This window comes from Mycetocola sp. BIGb0189 (assembly GCF_024810155.1).
Taxonomy (GTDB): domain Bacteria; phylum Actinomycetota; class Actinomycetes; order Actinomycetales; family Microbacteriaceae; genus Mycetocola; species Mycetocola lacteus.
The window spans coordinates 75,676-95,220 of sequence record NZ_JANUED010000003.1; the positions used below are offsets into that span (position 1 = coordinate 75,676).

The following is a 19,545-nucleotide window of genomic DNA, read 5'->3' on the forward strand; positions in this document are numbered from 1 at the left end:
ACCTCTAGCGCAGCGCGGAAATCGCGTGCACCAGGTTTTTGGCTTGACGCAGGCGTGCCTCGTAGGTCGCGCCCACCACCAGCAGGAGGACTCCGCCAAGCCCCGCCCACACCGCCCAGGAGAGGGTGTCGGTGATGGCGCGAATCAGCGGGAACGCCTGCACGATGACGTGTGCGAGGAGCACAGCGGTGCCGATCACAAACGGTGCTTGGAGCCTGCCCAGCACACCCCAGAGCACCAGGGCAATGCACACCACGCCCAGCCCCACCAGGCGGGTGGGGTACGGATCCACCCAGCCGGCGATCAGGGAAATCACGGTACCCAGGGCGAGTGGCAGCCCGAGCACGGGCATACTGCGCAGGGCCGGGGCGCGGCGCAGCACCAAGATTCCGATCCCGGTGGCGGCGAGGATCGCGGGTGCAACCCCGAGTTCGGCCGCGGCGTGGGCCAGCAGTCCGGCCAGGATTCCATACACGCCGGACACCGTCAATGCGGTGATCCAGAATGCCCTGCCCCAGCGTGAGAGCGCATAACCGGCGACCGCGATGATGGCAAAGAGGATCGCCAGGAGCAGCAGCGTCGTGCGCCGATGATCGGTGCCGACAACGCTCATCACACTCACCACGACAAGCGCGGCAAATCCGATCAGACCAATCGCCGAGTCGACCCTCCCGAAGGATTCGCGCCGCATTCTGGGCAGGAAGATCAGGACCAGCGCCACGAGCATGCACGTCCACAGTTCCTCGGGGCTCGGGAAGGCCGAGCGTTCTGGACCGGTGAGGAACAGGGCCCGGACGCTCGCGACAACCAGCAGGGTGCCCGCCGTCGGCCAGAGGGTCAGCATGCGCACCGGCAGGTTGCGCCACTCGGCGGGGAGGAACCGCGCGGCTCCGGCCAGGAGTAGGGCAACCAGGCCGATGAGCAGGGCGTTGACATCCCCAAACCGAATACCGTCGATCGCCACGCTGAGGGCCGCACCGCCCGCCACGATTCCCAGGCCCAGGGCCGCACCCGAGGGCTTGGGGTGGACCGGGTTGCGCGCGATGGTCAGCAGAATCAGCAGGGCAAACAGTGCCGCCGAGGGAACCACATAGGCGCTGGCCGTCTCGATCTGGGCCCGGCCCAGGGCAACCCAGAGCGCACAGCTGGCGATTCCCAGGGCGAGGACCAGTTGAAAGCGCCGTGGCCCGCTGGGATGCAGCAGCGGATTTCCGTGTGCACCGGCGGATATACCCGCGGCCACCGCCAGAATCGGCAGCGCGGCCCAGGCGTCTGGAAGGTTCAGCCCGGCAAGGAAAACCGGTAGGGCGATGAGCAGAAGGGACACATCGGTGATGACCCGGACCCAGGGGATCTCACTCAGCCGGGTCGAACCGGAGGTGAGCGGGTGTGCCAGGCGGCGCACCGCGGCGGCAGGAGCACCCAGGAAACGCTCGCGCAGCGGAGTGTTTCCCGCCACGCTGAGCAGCAGCACCAGGATTGCCAGCGGAATGGTCACCTGCACACCGGCACTGAGCGATAGCGCGGCCACGGCCAGCGCGGTGAGCAGGATCGTGGTGCCAATGAGGAGTTGCCGCATCCCGGTGTGAATGCGCGCGGGACGCAGCACCGGCACCAACGCCCCGAAAACGCCCACCACGGGGAGCAGCGCGCGCAGCAGGTCGGGACGAGGCTCAACGATCAGTCCGGCCGCAAAAAACATGCCCGCCACGATCAGGAGGAACGCGGCACCGACTCCGGCAAGACGCGCCTCGGAGGCCCCGGCGGAACTCACCCGGAAGCGGCGCGAGAGCGGGGGAATCACGCTGAGTAGGATCGCGATAGCCGAGGCATACACCATCTCCCAGCCCGCCACGATCGTGAGGGATGCCGGGGCCTGCGCCAGTACGATGCGCCAGACCAGAGCGATCCCGAGCACGAAGGCCCCGAGGGACAGGATCCAGCGCTGGTGGATCGGGGTGGCATCCTGCGGATCCTGTTCGGCACGGATTCGCCAGAGGATAACCGCGGCCAGCGTCAACGTCAGGATCCCGATGCTCGCGATCGGCTCGGAGGGGGACCGCACCAGGGCCAGGAGTATGCTCGCGCCGGCGAGCGCGGCCGGGACGAGCCAGAAGGTCACCCCGGGGAGGCGTCGCGGCAGACGGATGGATGTTTCGGCCAGTAGCAGGACAATCACCAGGATGAGCGCGGACTGGGCGAACCGCGACTCCAGCGCGAACACGCTGAGGGTGGCCGCCAGGGTGGCCGCGGCGAGGAGCCAGGGCAGGACATCACGCAGGGCGCGCAGGCGTTGAGCGGCATATCCCAGCGGGACCAGGGCGATCACCAGCATCGCCAGCCCGGGAAGGGCGGTGCCGAGGAAGTCGGCCGCGTGCGGCGACGCCGATTCGGCGGCCCGTTCGGAGACATACCAGCCCAGGGCGCTCAGGGTCACCACGGCCGAGACGACCCAGCCGGTCCACCCGGGGAGCAACGTGGCCGGGGAAGGTTCCTCTCCGCGGCGAGTGAGGAACCAGATGCCCGCGGCGGTTACCGCGCTGGAGAGGACCACCGTTAACAGCGCGGGGAGTGCCGGCGGGGAGAAGGCCTGGGCGACCTCAAATAGTGTGCTCCCGAGCAGCCCCAGCGGGGTGAGCGCGCCCAGGAGGGCGGCTCCCGTGCGCCCGGCTATGCGGAGCGCCGGCGACGAGGTGAGGAGGGCAAAGCCCAGCCAGGCCAGCGCGGTCGCGCCCAACAGGAGGACGAGGAGGATGCTGCCGCTTTGGGAGACCCCAATCACACTGCAGGTGGCGACGCTCACGAAGCCCAGTCCGAGCGATTCCAGGAGGACACGTTCGGGGGCGCGGCGGGCGCGTGAGCGCAGGAGCCGGGATCCGGCAACCGCGATGACCAGGGCCGCGAGCGCCCCCAGCCAGACGGTCTGGGAGGCGTTTGCCCCGAGCGATCCGGCTAACCCAAACGCGGCCAGCGGGAGCAGGAGGGCGGCGATGAATGCGTAGCTGCGCACGTGGGTGAGCCGCTCGGCAAGGATCGCCAGTGCACCCACGATACCCACGCCCAGTCCGGCCGAGAAGACCGGGTCCAGGCCCGAGATCCCCGCCACATCGAAGGCGCGCACCAGGCCGGCATCAATCAGCGCGAGGATCGTGCTGAGGATTGCCAGCGCCTGGGCCGTGGAGGGCAGACGTTTCACCAGGAATCCGGACACCGCGGCGGTCGCGGCGGCCACACCGAGCAGGATCACCGCGCGCACCGGCGGGGTGGTGCCCAGATAGGCGAGTGTCGCAAAGAACAGGGCCGCGGCGACCAGCAGCACCACACCCAGGGTGAGCAGCGTGGTTTGGATGCTGGAGCGGCGCGGGGCACGGTCGTTGTCCACCTGCGTATCGGCGGGGCGTCTCGGAGGGGCCGAGGCATTGGGACGGACCGGCGCAACCGGATGAGCCGGGGTCACCGGGTTGGCCGGGGCAATCGGGGCAACCGGGGGGCCTGCGATTACCGGGGCAACCGTGGCCGCGGGCCGTGGCTGCGCGTACGGTGCGGCGGGAACGTCCTGTGCGGACATTGCGGCCACGGGGGCAATCCACTCGGGTTCCGATGTCCGGTGATTGTCGCCCTCGGACTCAGACTCGGTGTCGGGATCGGTGTCGGTGTCGGTGTCGGGGTCTGGGCCGGCCGGATCGATGGCTATGGGTTCGACGGTATCGCCGGTGATGACATGCTCGGCCGTCTCGGCCGTCTCGGCCGTCTCGACCGTCTCGACCGTCTCGATAGTCTCGGCTGTCGGCACTGTCGGCACTGTCGGCACTGTCGGCACTGTCGGCACTGTCGGCACTGTCGGCACTGTCGACAGGATCGGCGGCAGCGCGGAAATCGGGGGCGCGGCGGGCGGCGCATGCGGTGCCGCGATCGGAAGGGCCAGGATGGCGCGTCGCCGCTCCTCGGCCAGGTCCCCGGCGGCTCGGCTCACCTGGGCAAGCTCCACCGCATCATCATGGTTGAGCGCGAGCCCACACGACGCACAGCGCACACCCGACAGCGCCGCAAAGCAGCCCGGGCAGCGCGAGGGATCCATTAGCGCCAGCGCGCTCGGCGGCCACGCTAACGTGTCCGCGGTGCCCGCGGGAAGGCTCTGTCGGGACCGCATCGTGGCGATCAGTCCGGCGCGCTCGAGCAGCGCCGCGTCCAGTGCCTGGCTGCGGAGGCGGATCAAACCGGCAACGCTGGTGCGGACATCGAGGTCGCACCGCCCACAGATGCCAATCGCCGGGATCCCAAAGCACGAGGGGCAGATCCGAGAATCACGCAATTGGGCGATATCGGAGGGCCACGCGGGGTATCGAGTGAGGGTCATCTTGTCCTTTGGCGCCGGGGCAGTGAGAATCCTGCCTGCCTGGCAGACTACGGAAAAGCGGAGCGGAAGGGGGCAAATTGAACGCGAATTGCCGAAAGTCCCGCCTTTTTCGTCGCATCGATGGAAAATAAACCCCTGATTGTCCACCATTTGGGGGACTCGCAGTCGAGATGGAGACAGAGGAGAAGGCGACCCCGTGAGGTCGGGGGTGGAGCTACTCTGCGGACATCGCGGATCGCCAGCGATACTCGCTCTGCGGTCGCCCCGGCGTGCCCAGGCGCGGGGTTCGTTCCACACTGCCGCTTGCGGTGAGGTATTCCAGGTAGCGGCGAGCCACCACCCGAGACATCCCCACCTCCTCGGCGATCTCGGCGGCCGAACACGCGCCGTGCGTGCGCAGCGCATCGGTGACCAGCTGTAGCGTATCGGGGGCGATGCCCTTGGCCGGTGCCACCCGGGTTGGCGGGCGGAGCGCGGAGAACAGCGAATCCACCTCCTGCTGGGTGGACTGACCGCTCGCGCAGAGATCTCGACTGTGGAAATCCCGAAACTGGGCCATCCGTTCGTAGAAGGTCGCAAAGGTGAAGGGCTTGATTAGATACTGAGCCACGCCCAGGGCCAGCGTGCGGCGCACACTCTCCGCCTCCCGTACGCCACTGATCACGATCGCATGGGTGTCGGTCCCGCGGGCGCGGATGTGTCGAAGCACGTGGAGGCCGCTACCGTCGGGCATCGTGATGTCCAACAGGATGAGATCGATGGGGTGGGCGTCATCGCGTAGGATCGCCACCGCCTGATACGCCCCCACGGCCTCGGCGACCACCACAAAACCGGGTACCCGCTCCACAAATGAACGGTGCAGTTCCACGATGAGGGGGTCATCATCCACAATCAGGACCCGAATATTTTCCGGTTCGGTCATCGTGAATCCTTTCCCGTGGCGGCGGGGAGCGAAACCCGGAGTGTGGTGGGATGCTCATCCACCGCGATGTGCCCGCCCGCCCGGGTGACAATGTCCCGGACCAGGGCAAGCCCGATTCCCCGGGTGGCCGAGGGGGCTGCCTTGGTCGAGTAGCCGTGATCGAACATCCGTGCTCGGGATTCCTCGCTGAATCCCGCCCCGCTATCGGTCACCGAAATCTCCACGGTCTCGGCACCGGCGGCGCGGATTTCCAGGTGCACGGTGTGTGGCCATTCGCCGGACGCCGCGGCGTCAAACGCATTGTCAATCAGGTTGCCCACGACGGCGATCGCATCGATGGGGCTCAGCGCGAGTGCGGGGGCTTCGGGATCGATCACGGTCTCGAAATCGAGTCCGCGCTCCGCCGCCTGAGCGGTTTTCCCGAGGAGAAGCGCGTTCATCGTGGATTCGGAGGTTGCGGGTACGGCCAGGCTATCCACGAGCTCCTGGTTGTGATCGGCGGTTTCGGTCAGCAGGGTGATGGCCTCCCGGGTGCGACCCAGTTCGAGCATCGCCACGGCCGTGTGCAGACGATTACCGTGTTCGTGGTTCTGGGCACGCAGGGCCGCCCCCAGGGTGCGCAGCGATTCAAAGGATGTGGTGGCATCGCGCACATCCGCGGCGCTCAGGTCTCCGGTGAGGCGTCGCGTGTAGTGCCTTCCCAGCAGGGCACCCACCACTCCGGCTGCCAGCAGGCCGGCGGTGAGGGTGAGGATCAGGGGCAGCTCATCGCGAATCGATGCGCCAACCGTGCCCAGCGTGACCCCGGCCGATACCCATCCCACAAGCTCGGTGCCGCCCGGGGCGAACACCGGGACGATCGTGCGGATCGAGGGGCCCAGAGTGCCGTCAAAGACCTCGGTCAGCTCGGTGGGGGTGTCCGGGATGGTGCCCAGGTAAAAGTCACCGATCTGGGACTCCTCCCGATGGGTGAGCCGGATGCCGTCGGTGGTCATGATGGTTATGTAGGTGATGCCCGCCCGATCGATGAGTGTGCGTGTGATCGGCTGGAGGGTCGTGGAAGCCTCGACTCGCTGGGCGGGGCCCGCGTCCACCCCGGCCAGTGCCTGGCGGGTGGTGGGGGAGAGCGCGAGGGTTGTGGCAATGGCCTCGGTTGCCCGCTCGGCCTCGTGTTCCCCGGCGCGCTGACGATCCCAAATCAGCAGCCCACCCACGGCAAGGCCGAGGATCACGGCGATCAGGCTGAGCGCCAGAAACACGCTCGACGATGCGCTGCGGGTACGTTTTTGGACCATTCCGTCATTGTGCCACGCGGCCGGCACACGCGGCGTTTTGTCGCGACCAATACGACCAAAACTCCGGGGTGCGCTGGGTGCGGTCGTAGCGTGAGGGAAATTGATCTGGTGCCCTGCCCGCACCGCATCCGAACAGAGACGTTTCAGGAGGAACTCGTGGCACAAAACGTTGTACATCGCACCGTCCCGCGCCGGCCGCGGCGCTCGTGGGATCGACACACCTGGCTGTATGTATCGGTGATTATCGCCGTGGTTGCCGGAGCCCTGCTGGGGCTCATCGTCCCGGATGTGGCCATCGCACTCGAACCCCTGGGGAAGGCGTTTGTCTCCCTGATCAAGATGATGATCGCCCCGATTATTTTCTGCACCATCGTGATCGGGGTCGGGTCGATCGCCAAGGCCGCAACCGTCGGCAAGATCGGCGGTCTGGCGCTGATCTACTTCCTGATCATGTCGACCTTCGCGCTGGCCATCGGCCTGGTGGTGGGCAACCTGATCCACCCGGGCGAGGGCCTGGACATGCGCGGTGCCCACTATGAGACCAAGGGGGAGGCCGCGGGAACCGTGGACTTCATCCTGCAGATCATCCCGCCGACCTTCTTCTCGGCCTTCACCGGGGAGAGCGTGCTGCAGGTCCTCTTTATTGCGCTGCTCACCGGTTTTGCCCTCCAGGGGCTGGGCACGCGCGGCGAGCCCATTATCGGCGCGATCAAGCAGCTGCAGACCCTGGTGTTCCGCATCCTCAGCATGATCCTCTGGCTCGCCCCGATTGGTGCCTTCGGCGCGATTGCCGCGGTTGTGGGTAAGACCGGTGCCGCGGCGATCTGGGGTCTGGGGATCCTGATGATCGCCTTCTACATCACCTGTGTGCTGTTCATCGTCGGGGTGCTGGGCTCGCTGCTGTACTTTGTGACCGGCCTGAACATCTTCAAGATGCTCAAGTACTTTGGCCGCGAGTACCTGCTGATCGTGGGAACCTCCTCATCCGAGTCGGCGTTGCCGCGGCTGATCGCCAAGCTGGAACACGCCGGGGTATCGAAGCCCGTGGTGGGCATCACGGTGCCCACGGGCTACTCCTTTAACCTGGATGGAACCGCGATCTATCTGACCATGGCCTCGCTGTTTATTGCGACCGGGATGGGGCAGCCGATGAGTATCGGCGAGCAGATCGGTCTGCTGGTGTTCATGATCATCGCATCCAAGGGTGCCGCCGGGGTGACCGGGGCGGGACTGGCGACTCTGGCCGGCGGTCTGCAGGCGTACCGTCCGGATCTGGTGGATGGTGTGGGAGTCATCGTGGGGATCGACCGCTTCATGTCCGAGGGGCGTGCGTTGACCAACTTCACCGGTAACGCGGTCGCGACCTTCCTGATCGGTACCTGGACCGGTCAGATCGACCGGGCCCGTGCCCGCAGCGTGCTGGCGGGGGAGTTGCCCTTCGACGAGTCGACCATGACCGCCGATGGACACGGTGACTCCGCCGCACAGCCCAAACAGGAGCCGGCGCAGGCACCCACGCGCTAGGTCGTGTGGAACGTCCCGCGCCGAGCGTCGGCGCGGGACGTTCCGTCGACAGCCGTATCGCCCCCGTCTGTGTCCTACACACGGGGGCGATACGCCGTTAACCAGCGCCGCGCCCTCGCCCGAAGGCGAGAGCGCGGCGAAAACCCGGGGAATTACTTGCTGAGGTGAGCGACCAGGAACCAGCGGTCCTTGTCCAGGCCACGAGCGATCTCGATCGCAACGTCCTGGCTGGTGGCGTCGAGCTCGGCGAGCTCGTCGATCGCGGTGTTGACCGAGACCAGGGCGGCGTCGATCTGGGCGATGACCTCGGCGATGGACTGGTCGGACTGCACGAATCCGGCGGTCAGCTCACCCGTGGTGGTCTTGGCGGCGACGGTTGCGAGGCGAGCGTCTACCGGGAGGCCGAGTGCAACGATTCGCTCGGCGGCGAGGTCGGACCAGTCCTGGGCGTGCTCCACGACGGTGTCGAAGAGTTCGTGGACGCCGACGAAGTTGGCTCCGCGCACGTGCCAGTGGGCCTGCTTACCGTTGATGACAAGAGCCTGGAGGTCGAGAACGACCGGGCTGAGGAACTGGGCAACTCCGGCGGCAACCTCTGCGCTGACGGAACTGGTGGCGACGGTCTGGGTGTTGGTCATTTTTTCCTTCTTTCCTCGGTGTTAGATACAACGGTACGCGGATAAAAACATTCCGCAAGCAAGATTAGGCTCGTCTTACGCCGTGTTTCGGCGGTTTTTGGGCCCCCAATGCGGGGCCGTTTGACCGCGAGATGACGCGTGTTTTCGATTCGAATTCATGATTCCTTCAGCCCGTACTCAGCATCCAAAATTCATCTAAAAAGGTTCGAGACTAGGCTGAAACCATGTCTGAGACTCCGGATTTTTCGATCCTTACCCTGCCCGATCTCCCCGCTCCGCGCATCGCCGCGGATGCCTACGTTGCCCCCGGTGCCCGCATCGTGGGGGATGTGAGCGTGGGCCCGCGGGCGAGCGTCTGGTTCAATGCGGTGCTGCGCGGGGATAGCGCCTCGATTGTGCTGGGCGAGGGGAGCAACCTGCAGGACGGCGTCGCGGTCCACGCGGATCCCGGGTCCCCGGTGCTGATTGGACGCGATGTCTCGGTGGGACACAACGCGGTGGTGCACGGCTCCACGATCGGCGATGGTGTGCTGGTGGGGATGGGCGCGGTGGTCCTCAACGGCGCGGTGATCGGGGAGAACTCGCTGATCGCCGGCGGCGCCGTGGTACTCGAGGGGGCCCAGATTCCCGCGGGATCGCTGGTAGCCGGTGTCCCGGGAAAGGTTCGGCGCGCACTGACACCCGAGGAGATCACCGGGATTCGAGACAATGCCGCCCGCTACCGGGCGAATGCGGCGCGATACTCGGCTCTGTAGGGGGGCGTTTGGGACCTAGCGCTTGGATTTGCGCTGGGCGCGACCGCTAGCGGCGAGAAAGATGATGCAGACGATCATCATGAGGACACCCGGGCCGAATCGACCAAGCCCGAGCAGGATCCCGCCGATCAGAAAAACCACCGCTCCCACCAGGGTATAGACGGCGGCGAGTGAGCGGAGTTTCATGGTGAACGGAGTGGCTTTCTCGGGGAAGTAGGCGAGTGCGGGGCGCCATTGCCCCGTACCCTGTGCGCCAGTCTGGCACATGCGGGAGTGGGCATCCGGCCGTTTCGGGTGGGCTGTGACCTGATCGTTAGGTTCGAACAGGTGTTTAGTAATCGTCCTCGTCGACGGGCGGTTTGGGGCCGCGTGCCGAGAGTCCACTGAGTACCAGGGCGAAGATGGTCAGGGTCACGCTTACGGTCGCCAGCGGGTTGGCCACGCCGATCCCGATCTCCTGGGCAATCTCGCCGCCGCTGAGGGACACCATCGAGACCAGACCGTGTTCGGTGATGTCGGGCACCAGGAAGCCGAAGCCGATGCCGCATACCCACGAGATGATCAGAGTTGCCACGGCCGAGGGGCGCAGGTTGTACCCGCGTTTTGCGGTGAGGATGATGTTGCGGGCAACAAAGATGTTGAGGATCGCGTAGACCGGCCCCAGGCTGTAGGCAAACCAGCGCACGAGGTCGCCGTCGATACCGACCAGGGTGCGTCCGGCGACGATCCAGAGCGCCACCGCGATGCCGATGACCGCGGCCACATACCCAAAGACCCCGGCGTGCGGGGTGCGGACGGGATCGGGGCGCACGCTCTGCCGCGGTGCCTCCCAGGCATCTGCGGGCGCCTGCTCCGCCGCTCCGGATCCGGCGTGAGATTCGCGCTCCGCCTGAGCATCCTGCGTAACTGCGGGGGACGGCTTCGCTGCCTCGGGGCTGACCGGATACTCGGACGGGGAATCGGACACGGGCACACTACCTTTGAACGCGCATTGGGGACCCCTCCATTATCGCCCGCATTTTAGACGCGCGTGCCCGCGCGGCGCGGTGGATGGTTTTTCGAATGTTTCCTCCGAGTCGCGCGCTGATACGCTGGCCGCGATGACTCTCCACACCGACTATCTCCGCGCCTACGATCTGCAGCTACGCACCACGCCCGAGGTGCGCACGGCCGAATCCGTTTTTACACTGGGTGCGCTCACCCTGGCTATCTTCCCCGGCGGACACGGCTTTGTGACCTATGCGGGACTGGATAAAACGTCTCGGGCGTCGATTGTTCAAACCGTGAATGATGCGCTCGCGTTTTTTGTTGAGCGCCCCGACATCGTTGATGTGGAGTGGAAGACCCGCGCCCATGATGATGCTCCCGATTTACACGCAGTCCTAACCCGAGCGGGTTTTGTGGCCGAGGAACCGGAATCGGTGATGATCGGAGCCCTGACCGACCTCATTTTGGACGATCCCTCTCCGGCGCTTGCTCGGGAGGGGATCACCGTGCGCCGGATCACCACCGAGGCCGAGGTTCGGGCCATGAGTGCGATGTCCGCCGAGGCGTGCGGCGAAGAGGAAGACTCGGACAGGCTGGGGGAGCTGCTGGGCGAACTCGCGAGCGAAAACGGAACCGAGTTTTGGGTGGCCCTGGCGGATGAGCGCATCGTCAGCGCGGGACGCCTCGAGCCCGTGCCGGGGACCGAGTTTGTGGGCATCTGGGGTGGGTCGACCCTGCACGCGTATCGCGGTCGGGGGATCTACCGGGCACTCACCGCGGCCCGTGCCCGATCCGCGCTCGCCGCGGGGAAACGATTTGTGCACTCGGATTCCACCGAGTTCTCTCGACCGATTCTGGAACGCTCGGGGCTGATCCGCGTGACCCAGACCACTCCGTACCTTTGGGAACGCTAGCGCGACGAGGGGTGTGGTGTTGACCTATCCGCTGGAATCTTCCCGGCATGAGGCGCGCCACGTGGACGCCGACTTCTTTAAAGAGGAGTGGACCACCCTCGACGTCTTCGCGCAGCTCGCATCGGAGCGTTAGCGGCGCTGCCCGCTCACCGTTGTCTCGGGTGCGTCGACGAGGCGGATCGGCGCGGTGTCGGAGGGGCGCAGCCCGTCTAGAACATCAAGGCGTGACAGCTCTGCATCATCATCCTGGATGATGTGTGAGACAAATCGGGCCCATAGCTGCTTCATATTTCCACGCTAGATCGCCGTTTTGAGCGGTTCCCGTGGAAAGACCGTAGGAATGCTGTGTGTGTCGCATCCCGGCGTGGTGCGAGCGCTCTCCGCATCACACAAAAAAGCCCGGCACTCGTTTCCGAGAGCCGGGCTTTTAGCTGGAGGGGATGACGGGAATCGAACCCGCATCATTAGTTTGGAAGACTAAGGCTTTACCACTAAGCTACATCCCCACTCCGGAAGGTGACTTCCGGGGTGTGATTTCATCGTAGTACACGTTGGCCTCGGTTGCGCACTTCGCGGTGCAACCCGGGCGCGGCGCGACAAATTGGGGCGCCTCCGACACCCCGGGTTTTGAATTGGTGTCGGGACGGGTGTTTTTGTCAGCTAGACTTGCGGAGGTCAATTAGCCTGCCGTGCATGCGCGGAATTGACTAAAACCGGCTTTACTAGCCGGGGCGTAGCTCAGCTTGGTAGAGCGCCCGCTTTGGGAGCGGGAGGTCGCAGGTTCAAATCCTGTCGCCCCGACGAGGCCCACTCCTCACCCGAGGACGAATTTCCAACAATCAGGAGAACACATCATCGTGAAGTCGACGGTCGAACAGCTCAGCCCCACCCGCGTCAAGCTCAACATTGAGGTGACCCCGGAGGACCTGCAGCCCGCCATCAAGCGCGCCTACGCACAGATCGCAGAGCAGATCAACGTGCCTGGTTTCCGTAAGGGCAAGGTGCCCGCAGCCATCATCGACCAGCGCGTCGGTAAGGGTGCTGTCATCGAGCAGGCAGCCAACGAGGGTCTGGACGGTTTCTACCGCGCAGCCGTCGAGGAGCACGGTGTGCGTGTTCTGGGTCGCCCCGAGGCAGACATCACCGAGTGGCCCAACGAGAAGGACTTCTCCGGCGACCTGAAGGTCACCATCGAGGTTGACGTTCGCCCCGAGGTCACCCTGCCCGCCTACGACGGCATCAAGCTTGAGGTTGAGGCCGCAGAGGTTACCGACGCCGATGTGGCCGAGGAACTCGAGTCGCTGCGTACCCGCTTCGGCACCCTCGTCACCGTCGACCGTCCGGTCAAGACCGGTGACTTCGCCCAGATCGACCTGATCGCCACCATCGAGGGCAACGAGGTCGACAACGCCTCCGGCATCTCCTACGAGGTCGGCTCGGGCGAGCTGATCGAGGGCATCGACGAGGCCCTGGACACCCTCACCGCCGGTGAGACCACCACCTTCACCGCCCCGCTGCTCGGTGGCGAGCACGCCGGCAAGGACGCGGAAATCACCGTGACCCTGACCGCCGTCAAGGAGCGCGAGCTGCCCGAGGCCGACGACGAGTTCGCTCAGATCGCTTCGGAGTTCGACACCATCGCCGAGCTGACCGAGTCGCTCAAGGAGCAGGCCGCCAGCAAGAAGACCTTCGGTCAGGGCGCAGCCGCTCGCGAGAAGCTGATCGAGCACCTCCTGGAGACCGTTGAGGTTGCCGTTCCCGAGAAGCTCGTTGAGGACGAGGTGCACCGTCACCTGGAGAACGAGAACCGTCTCGAGGACGACGCTCACCGCGCCGAGGTCAAGGAGTCTTCCGAGAAGACCTTCCGCACCCAGATCCTGCTCGACGTGATCGCCGAGACCGAGAAGGTTCAGGTCAGCCAGGAAGAGCTGACCCAGTACCTGATCCAGGGTGCCGCTCAGTACGGCATGGAGCCGGGCGAGTTCATCCAGGTTCTGGACCAGAACGGTCAGATCCCCGCCATGGTCGGCGAGGTTGCCCGCAACAAGGCCCTCGCAATCGTCCTGGGCAAGGTCAAGGTTGTTGACGCCAACGGTGCCGACGTTGACCTCTCGGGCTTCATCCCCTCGGAAGAGGAAGAGGCCGCCGAGGTTGAGGCTGCTGACGAGAAGTAATTCTCCGATTCACTAAAACCGCCCCCGAGCAATCGGGGGCGGTTTTTGTTTGTTAGGGCGAGGCGGTGCCGCCTGCCGTGAGAAGATAACTTCTGTTGTGGGCGCATATGTCCGCACATGGTTTTCCAGAGAAAGACGGCGTGTGCCCGACATAACCCCTGCTGCCGAATCCCCGCAAGCGCCCGGTCCCTGGTGGCGGCTCAACGTGGCGGGTGTGATCTTCGGGTTGATTCCCGCGTACCTCTCGCTGACTCCGTCGCTGCTGCCACGACCGGCGATCCTCCAGGGGGTCATGACCGCCGTCATCTTCCTGCTCGGCTATGCGTTCGGGCGCTTGCTGTGGGCCATCGGGCGACGTGTGCTTCCCTGGCGAGTCTCCGCGCGGGTGCGGCGTAACGTCTGGATCGGCGTGCTGGTGGTGACCGCAATGGGTCTGTCTGGCCTGGGGGCCGCGGCCCTCGCGTGGCAGAACGAGGTGCGCGAGCTGGTGGAGATGCCGCCCGGAGGCGCGCCGCATGCGGGGCTATTCATCCTGGGACTGCTGCCCGTTACGCTACTGGGCCTGGCCATCGGCCGTGGATTCTCGACCCTGTATCGTCGCAGCCGCGCCCGTCGCGGGACCCCGATTGCGCTGGGAATCTCGATCCTCGTGGGAATTGTGGCCGCCGCCGTGATCGTCTCCGGGGCGATGTTCGGGGTGGACCGCATCTACGCGGCCTCCAATGCCGAACCCGCCGAGGGCCTGCGCGCGCCGACGTCCTCCGAACGTTCGGGTGGGCCCGGATCCGAGATCCCCTGGGACACACTTGGCCGCCACGGTGCCGCATTTGTGTCCGAGGGGCCCGATGCGCAGCAGATTCGCGATGTCACCGGGCAACCGGCGATCGAGCCGATCCGTGTGTATGCGGGCCTGAAGTCTGCTCCCACAACCCGGGAGCGCGCGGCCTTGGCCGTGCGTGAACTTGAGCGCACCCACGCGTTTGATCGCGATGTGCTCGTGGTGGCAACCGCGACCGGGTCGGGCTGGCTCGAACCGCAAACCGTGGATGCGGTGGAATACCTGCACGGGGGTAACACCGCAATCGTCTCGATGCAGTACGCGTACACCCCGAGCTGGGTCTCGTTTGTCTTTGATCCCGATGCCCCGGTGGCCGCGGCCCGCGACCTGTTTGATGCGGTCAGCGCGGCGATCCACGCGCTGCCCGAGGGGGCACACCGCCCCAAGCTCATCAGCTACGGGCTGAGCCTCGGTGCTCAGGGTGCCCAGGCCGTCTTTACCTCCCTCGCCGACGTGCGCGCTCGGACCGACGGCGCGCTGTTTGTGGGATCACCCAACGGGACGCCGCTCTGGCAGAAGCTCCAGTCCATGCGCGACCCCGGCTCGCCCGAGTGGCAGCCGGTGCTGGACGAGGGTCGGGAGGTGCGCTGGATGGCCAAGTCCGGTGACCTCGACCTGCTGCCCGGTGCCTGGGACTATCCGCGGGTGGCCTACCTGCAGCACGCCAGCGACCCGGTTACCTGGCTGGGGCCGGACCTGCTCTGGCAGGAACCCGACTGGCTGACGCCGGGACAGCGCTCCGACCAGATCAGCCCGGATATGCGCTGGATCCCGGTGGTCACGGCCGCCCAGGTTCTCATCGACATGCTGATGGGAGAGTCGGTGCCCGCGCGTCACGGACACAACTACGGCGATCTGATCGTCGAGTCGTGGCAGGCGGTGACCGGATCCTCGGTCACCGATCCGGCCGCCCTCGCGCGGATTCAGCACACCATCATGCAGATGGCGAGCATCCAGCCCTTCGGCGGGTAGGCGCGGCTAGACCGAGGGGATCAGACGCACCAGGGCCTTGCCGAGGTTGGCCCCGGTGAACAGACCCTGAAGGGCGTCGATCGCCTGGTTGAATCCCTGCGTCACGGTCACCTCCAGGGGGACGTCACCGGAGAGGATGTGCGGAATAAGGAAGTCCTCGAACTCCTGCTGCAGGTCACGGTAGGAGGCCACCAGGTATCCCTCCAGGCGCACCTGCTTGTCCACCAGGGTGAAGAGGTTGCGTGGGGCAACGGGAGGCTCGGTCGCGGTGTATTGGCCGATGGCCCCCACCCAGGCGATGCGGCCTCGCGGCTTAACCAGGTCGATCGCCAGGGCCAGGTGGTCGCCACCCACACCCTCCAGTACCGCATCGAATCGACCGGCACCCTCGGCGCGTAACCGGGCCAGCGCCACGGCATCCCGGGAGGCGATAACCCGGTCGTAGGCACCACCGGCGAGCAGTCGCGTGGCCTTCTCCGGGGAGCTGGTGATGCCCACGATGGGACTCGCGCCGAGCAGCCGGGCGATCCTCGCCGCCGCGGTGCCCACGCCGCCGCCGGCCGCGGTGACCAGCAGCGCCTGACCGCCGCGCAGCTCGGCGATGCGAGTGAGGCCCACATAGGCGGTCAGCCCGGTACCGCCGAGGATACTGAGGTAGGCCTCGAGCGGGACGCCCTTGGGCGGCGTGATCTTTCGCGCCTCGGCGGCGGGAACCAGGGCATGGGTGGAGTACCCACGGCGGTGCAGCACAAGGTCGCCGGGGCGAAACGCCGGCGAGGTGGACGCCAGGACTCGCCCGGCCGAGCGCCCTTCGAGTGGGGCGTGCAGCGCCCAGTCGCCGTCCATCATTTCGCGATGGTAGGGGTCCACCGAGAAGAGGACGTTCTGCACGAGCAACGTCGGCGGGGCAAGCCGGGGGAGTGCGGCGAGGTCGAGCTTTTCGCTCACCACCTCGAAGTGCTCGGGCCCGGGCAGTCCGGTGGGCCGGGCGACCAGCTGAAAGCGGTGCGACAGAACGGACACGGGGCACCCTTCGGTTGGTGGTGGGATCGTCTTCCCTCTATCCTGGCGTGAATCATCGCCCGCGTGCCCATAAATGACGGCCATGTTGTTAGCCCCGAGCGAACGTTTTAGCAAGATGCGCGCCACGGTGCTCGCGTGTGTTGGTGCTGTGCGAACCTGCGGTGTTGTTTGCCCCGAGCGAACGTCTTACGTGACGGTGCTCGCGTGTGTTGGTGCTGTGCGAACCTGCGGTGTTGTTTGCCCCGAGCGAACGTCTTACGCCACGGTGCACGCCGTGGGCGAACACGCCAGCGCGATGCCTTCGGGCGCGATAGATTCAATTCGACGCACAAAACGAATGGAGCGCGACATGGCCGACATCACACCCCAGCCCGGTGTATTTGACCGTCTTCTGAAGGACCGAATCATCTGGCTCGGCTCCGAGGTCCGCGATGACAATGCAAACGAGATTGCAGCCAAGCTGCTGCTGCTTGCTGCCGAGGACCCCGAAGCAGACATCTTCCTCTACATCAACTCCCCGGGTGGTTCGATCACCGCCGGCATGGCGATCTACGACACCATGCAGTTTGTGCCCAATGACATCGTGACCGTGGGTATCGGTATGGCCGCCTCGATGGGCCAGCTGCTGCTGACCGCGGGCACCAAGGGCAAGCGCTACATCACCCCGAACGCACGCGTGCTGCTGCACCAGCCCCACGGTGGCTTCGGTGGTACCTCTAGCGACATCCAGACTCAGGCTGCCCTGATCAACGACATGAAGCAGCGCCTGGCGAAGATCACCGCCGACCAGACCGGTAAGACCGTCGAGCAGGTCAACGAGGATGGTGACCGCGACCGCTGGTTCACCGCCGAAGAGGCTCTGGAGTACGGCTTTGTGGACCACATTCGTTCCTCGGCTACCGACGTCACCGGTGGCGGCGGAACCGAATCCAAGTAACCGGCGCGAAACGACAGGATAGAGAATATGCAGACCCCTACTTTCCAGGCCGGCGGCTCGATGCTGCAGAGCCCGAGCTCGCGCTACATTCTGCCGAGCTTCGAGGAGCGCACCGCCTACGGTTATAAGCGTCAGGACCCGTACGCAAAGCTCTTCGAGGACCGCATCATCTTCCTCGGTGTGCAGGTGGATGACGCCTCGGCCGATGACATCATGGCGCAGCTGCTGGTACTGGAGTCGATGGACCCCGACCGCGACATCATGATGTACATCAACTCGCCCGGTGGATCCTTCACCGCGATGACCGCGATCTACGACACCATGCAGTACATCCGTCCGCACGTGCAGACCGTGGTGCTCGGCCAGGCCGCGTCGGCCGCCGCCGTGCTGACCGCCGGTGGTACCCCGGGCAAGCGTCTGGCACTCCCGAACGCCCGTATCCTGATCCACCAGCCGGCCGTGGGCCAGGGTGGTGGACAGGCTTCGGACATCGAGATCCAGGCCGCCGAGATCGCCCGCATGCGGGTGTGGCTTGAGGAAACCCTCGCCCGTCACACCAAGCGCACCGTGGAAGAGGTCCACAAGGACATCGACCGCGACAAGATCCTCTCGGCTCAGGAAGCACTGGAGTATGGTCTGATCGACCAGATTCTGGAGAGCCGCAAGAACCCGCTCGCGATTACCGCGTAGCAACTGCTTTACCCGCGAGGCGCGTGCTGAGATTCTCAACACGCGCCTCGCGTGCATTCCACGCCATAACGGTCGTGAAGGAATGCGGCGGGGCCGGACACACGACGTCGGTGGCCTCGACTAGGCTCAAGGTGACGGTAACCTTGGGGGTAACCCGGATCTGGAGGAATCATGGCACGCATCGGTGAAAGCGCTGATCTACTCAAGTGCTCCTTCTGTGGCAAAAGCCAGAAGCAGGTGCAGCAGCTGATCGCCGGTCCCGGCGTGTACATCTGTGACGAGTGTGTCGAGCTGTGTAACGAGATCATCGAGGAGCGTTTGGCCGAGGCCGGCACCGAGGAGACTCCCGAGTTTGACCTGCCCAAGCCGCGTGAGATCTTTGACTTCCTCGAGGAGTACGTCATCGGTCAGGAGGGGGCCAAGAAGGCTCTCGCCGTGGCCGTCTACAACCACTACAAGCGCATTCAGGCCGGCGGCACGCTGGCCAGCGCCGAGGATCGCGCCGATGAGGTGGAGATCGCCAAGAGCAACATCCTGATGATCGGACCCACCGGTTGCGGTAAGACCTATCTGGCCCAGACCCTGGCCAAGCAGCTCAACGTGCCCTTCGCGGTGGCGGATGCCACCGCGCTGACCGAGGCGGGTTATGTGGGTGAGGATGTCGAGAACATCCTGCTCAAGCTGCTTCAGGCAGCCGACTTCGATGTGAAGCGCGCCGAGACCGGCATCATCTACGTGGACGAGGTCGACAAGATCGCCCGTAAGGCCGAGAACCCCTCGATCACCCGCGATGTGTCAGGTGAGGGTGTGCAGCAGGCGCTGCTGAAGATCCTGGAGGGCACCGTCGCCTCGGTGCCGCCGCAGGGTGGGCGTAAGCACCCCAACCAGGAGTTCATTCAGATCGACACCACCAACGTGCTCTTCATCGTGGCCGGTGCGTTTGCCGGGCTGGAGGAGATTATCTCGGCCCGCGCGGGCAAGAAGGGCATCGGTTTTGGTGCCCCGCTGCACGCCGATTCCGATGGCACCGACTGGTTCTCCGAGGTGCTCCCCGAAGACCTGCACAAGTTTGGTTTGATCCCCGAGTTCATCGGTCGTCTGCCCGTGGTCACCGCGGTCACGCCGCTGGATCAGCAGGCACTGGTGGAGATTCTGACGGTTCCGAAGAACGCCCTGGTCAAGCAGTATCAGCGCATGTTTGCGCTCGACGGTGTTGCGCTGGAGTTCGAGCCCGAGGCCGTCGAGGCCATCGCCGATCTCGCGGTGCTGCGCAAGACCGGTGCACGCGGATTGCGCGCCATCATGGAGGAGGTGCTGGGGCCGATCATGTTCGAGGTGCCCTCCACCACCGAGGTGGGCAAGGTCATCATCACCCAGGCCACCGTGGTGGAAAATGCCGCCCCGACCCTGGTGGTGCGCGAGCGTCGAGTGCGGGAGAAGTCCGCATAGCTCAGCTTGATCCATCGCCGAAAAGGCCCTTCACGACATGCGCGTGACGGGCCTTTTTGACGTGTTCACC

At 65.6% G+C, this 19,545-nt stretch carries 16 protein-coding genes and 2 tRNA genes; 9 read left to right on the plus strand and 9 right to left on the minus strand.

The features are described from left to right. Positions 1-4: 4 nt before the first annotated feature. The 3 genes from M2390_RS05110 to M2390_RS05120 all read right to left on the minus strand — a co-directional run bounded on the left by M2390_RS05110 (position 5) and on the right by M2390_RS05120 (position 6,574). The gene (locus tag M2390_RS05110; RefSeq protein WP_259177469.1) at positions 5-4,216 is read right to left on the minus strand and encodes an alanine and proline-rich secreted protein Apa; all 4,212 of its coding nucleotides are present in this window, start codon (positions 4,214-4,216) and stop codon (positions 5-7) included. 355 nt (positions 4,217-4,571) lie between these two features. Then, positions 4,572-5,279: a response regulator gene (locus tag M2390_RS05115; RefSeq protein ID WP_259177470.1), complete on the minus strand. Its 708-nt coding sequence runs from the start codon at positions 5,277-5,279 to the stop codon at positions 4,572-4,574. After that, the gene (locus M2390_RS05120) at positions 5,276-6,574 is read right to left on the minus strand and encodes an ATP-binding protein (protein ID WP_259177471.1); all 1,299 of its coding nucleotides are present in this window, start codon (positions 6,572-6,574) and stop codon (positions 5,276-5,278) included. The genes M2390_RS05115 and M2390_RS05120 overlap by 4 nt, the downstream gene beginning before the upstream one ends. 156 nt (positions 6,575-6,730) lie before the next feature. On the opposite strand from M2390_RS05120, the gene M2390_RS05125 reads away from it, so the two are divergent. Beyond that, complete coding sequence (locus M2390_RS05125; protein WP_259177472.1) at positions 6,731-8,098, plus strand: cation:dicarboxylate symporter family transporter; 1,368 nt, start codon at positions 6,731-6,733, stop codon at positions 8,096-8,098. A gap of 152 nt (positions 8,099-8,250) precedes the next feature. On the opposite strand, the gene M2390_RS05130 is transcribed toward M2390_RS05125, so the two are convergent. Beyond that, entirely contained in the window at positions 8,251-8,736 is a 486-nt protein-coding gene (locus tag M2390_RS05130) for a Dps family protein (RefSeq protein ID WP_259177473.1), read from the minus strand. A 224-nt stretch (positions 8,737-8,960) separates the two neighbouring features. Here M2390_RS05130 and M2390_RS05135 point away from each other — a divergent pair, with 224 nt between their 5' ends. Continuing rightward, on the plus strand, positions 8,961-9,491 hold the full coding sequence (locus M2390_RS05135) for a gamma carbonic anhydrase family protein (protein WP_259177474.1): 531 nt from the start codon (positions 8,961-8,963) through the stop codon (positions 9,489-9,491). Positions 9,492-9,506: 15 nt separating this feature from the next. On the opposite strand, the gene M2390_RS05140 is transcribed toward M2390_RS05135, so the two are convergent. Next, a complete protein-coding gene (locus M2390_RS05140) occupies positions 9,507-9,677 on the minus strand; it encodes a hypothetical protein (protein WP_183091961.1) in 171 nt (56 codons plus the stop codon). A 145-nt stretch (positions 9,678-9,822) separates the two neighbouring features. Further along, a complete protein-coding gene (locus M2390_RS05145) occupies positions 9,823-10,458 on the minus strand; it encodes a hypothetical protein (protein WP_259177475.1) in 636 nt (211 codons plus the stop codon). Between the two features lie 133 nt (positions 10,459-10,591). On the opposite strand from M2390_RS05145, the gene M2390_RS05150 reads away from it, so the two are divergent. Further along, positions 10,592-11,392, plus strand: coding sequence for a GNAT family N-acetyltransferase (locus M2390_RS05150; protein WP_259177476.1), 801 nt, complete (start codon positions 10,592-10,594; stop codon positions 11,390-11,392). 129 nt (positions 11,393-11,521) lie between these two features. Here the strand turns inward: M2390_RS05150 and M2390_RS05155 are convergent, their stop codons facing one another. Both M2390_RS05155 and M2390_RS05160 read right to left on the minus strand, forming a co-directional pair. Beyond that, positions 11,522-11,680: a hypothetical protein gene (locus tag M2390_RS05155; RefSeq protein ID WP_259177477.1), complete on the minus strand. Its 159-nt coding sequence runs from the start codon at positions 11,678-11,680 to the stop codon at positions 11,522-11,524. Positions 11,681-11,824: 144 nt separating this feature from the next. Beyond that, a tRNA-Gly gene (locus tag M2390_RS05160) sits at positions 11,825-11,898 on the minus strand. 221 nt (positions 11,899-12,119) lie between these two features. Between M2390_RS05160 and M2390_RS05165 the strand changes: the two genes are divergently transcribed. The 3 genes from M2390_RS05165 to M2390_RS05175 all read left to right on the plus strand — a co-directional run bounded on the left by M2390_RS05165 (position 12,120) and on the right by M2390_RS05175 (position 15,376). Continuing rightward, positions 12,120-12,193, plus strand: a tRNA-Pro gene (locus M2390_RS05165). A gap of 56 nt (positions 12,194-12,249) precedes the next feature. Next, on the plus strand, positions 12,250-13,566 hold the full coding sequence (gene tig, locus M2390_RS05170; RefSeq protein WP_183091958.1) for a trigger factor: 1,317 nt from the start codon (positions 12,250-12,252) through the stop codon (positions 13,564-13,566). Between the two features lie 142 nt (positions 13,567-13,708). Then, positions 13,709-15,376 carry an alpha/beta hydrolase gene (locus M2390_RS05175; protein WP_259177478.1) on the plus strand — a complete coding sequence of 556 codons (1,668 nt, stop codon included), beginning with the start codon at positions 13,709-13,711 and terminating at the stop codon, positions 15,374-15,376. A gap of 6 nt (positions 15,377-15,382) precedes the next feature. On the opposite strand, the gene M2390_RS05180 is transcribed toward M2390_RS05175, so the two are convergent. Continuing rightward, entirely contained in the window at positions 15,383-16,399 is a 1,017-nt protein-coding gene (locus M2390_RS05180) for an NADP-dependent oxidoreductase (protein ID WP_259177479.1), read from the minus strand. A gap of 337 nt (positions 16,400-16,736) precedes the next feature. On the opposite strand from M2390_RS05180, the gene M2390_RS05185 reads away from it, so the two are divergent. The 3 genes from M2390_RS05185 (at position 16,737) to clpX (ending at position 19,475) form a co-directional block, all read left to right on the plus strand. Next, positions 16,737-17,336, plus strand: a complete 600-nt coding sequence (locus M2390_RS05185; RefSeq protein ID WP_255505794.1) for an ATP-dependent Clp protease proteolytic subunit — start codon at positions 16,737-16,739, stop codon at positions 17,334-17,336. Positions 17,337-17,363: 27 nt separating this feature from the next. Beyond that, positions 17,364-18,026: an ATP-dependent Clp protease proteolytic subunit gene (locus M2390_RS05190; protein WP_030143854.1), complete on the plus strand. Its 663-nt coding sequence runs from the start codon at positions 17,364-17,366 to the stop codon at positions 18,024-18,026. 171 nt (positions 18,027-18,197) lie between these two features. Then, the gene (clpX, locus tag M2390_RS05195) at positions 18,198-19,475 is read left to right on the plus strand and encodes an ATP-dependent Clp protease ATP-binding subunit ClpX (protein WP_030143853.1); all 1,278 of its coding nucleotides are present in this window, start codon (positions 18,198-18,200) and stop codon (positions 19,473-19,475) included. The last annotated feature ends 70 nt before the right edge of the window (positions 19,476-19,545 follow it).

Excerpts from the sequence above, each read along its gene's own strand:
- clpX (WP_030143853.1), top strand. The coding sequence starts at position 18,198 with ATGGCACGCATCGGTGAAAGCGCTGATCTACTCAAGTGCTCCTTCTGT.
- M2390_RS05190 (WP_030143854.1), top strand. The coding sequence starts at position 17,364 with ATGCAGACCCCTACTTTCCAGGCCGGCGGCTCGATGCTGCAGAGCCCG.
- M2390_RS05135 (WP_259177474.1), top strand. The coding sequence starts at position 8,961 with ATGTCTGAGACTCCGGATTTTTCGATCCTTACCCTGCCCGATCTCCCC.
- M2390_RS05115 (WP_259177470.1), bottom strand. The coding sequence starts at position 5,279 with ATGACCGAACCGGAAAATATTCGGGTCCTGATTGTGGATGATGACCCC.
- M2390_RS05130 (WP_259177473.1), bottom strand. The coding sequence starts at position 8,736 with ATGACCAACACCCAGACCGTCGCCACCAGTTCCGTCAGCGCAGAGGTT.
- M2390_RS05120 (WP_259177471.1), bottom strand. The coding sequence starts at position 6,574 with ATGGTCCAAAAACGTACCCGCAGCGCATCGTCGAGCGTGTTTCTGGCG.
- M2390_RS05155 (WP_259177477.1), bottom strand. The coding sequence starts at position 11,680 with ATGAAGCAGCTATGGGCCCGATTTGTCTCACACATCATCCAGGATGAT.
- M2390_RS05185 (WP_255505794.1), top strand. The coding sequence starts at position 16,737 with ATGGAGCGCGACATGGCCGACATCACACCCCAGCCCGGTGTATTTGAC.
- M2390_RS05140 (WP_183091961.1), bottom strand. The coding sequence starts at position 9,677 with ATGAAACTCCGCTCACTCGCCGCCGTCTATACCCTGGTGGGAGCGGTG.
- M2390_RS05150 (WP_259177476.1), top strand. The coding sequence starts at position 10,592 with ATGACTCTCCACACCGACTATCTCCGCGCCTACGATCTGCAGCTACGC.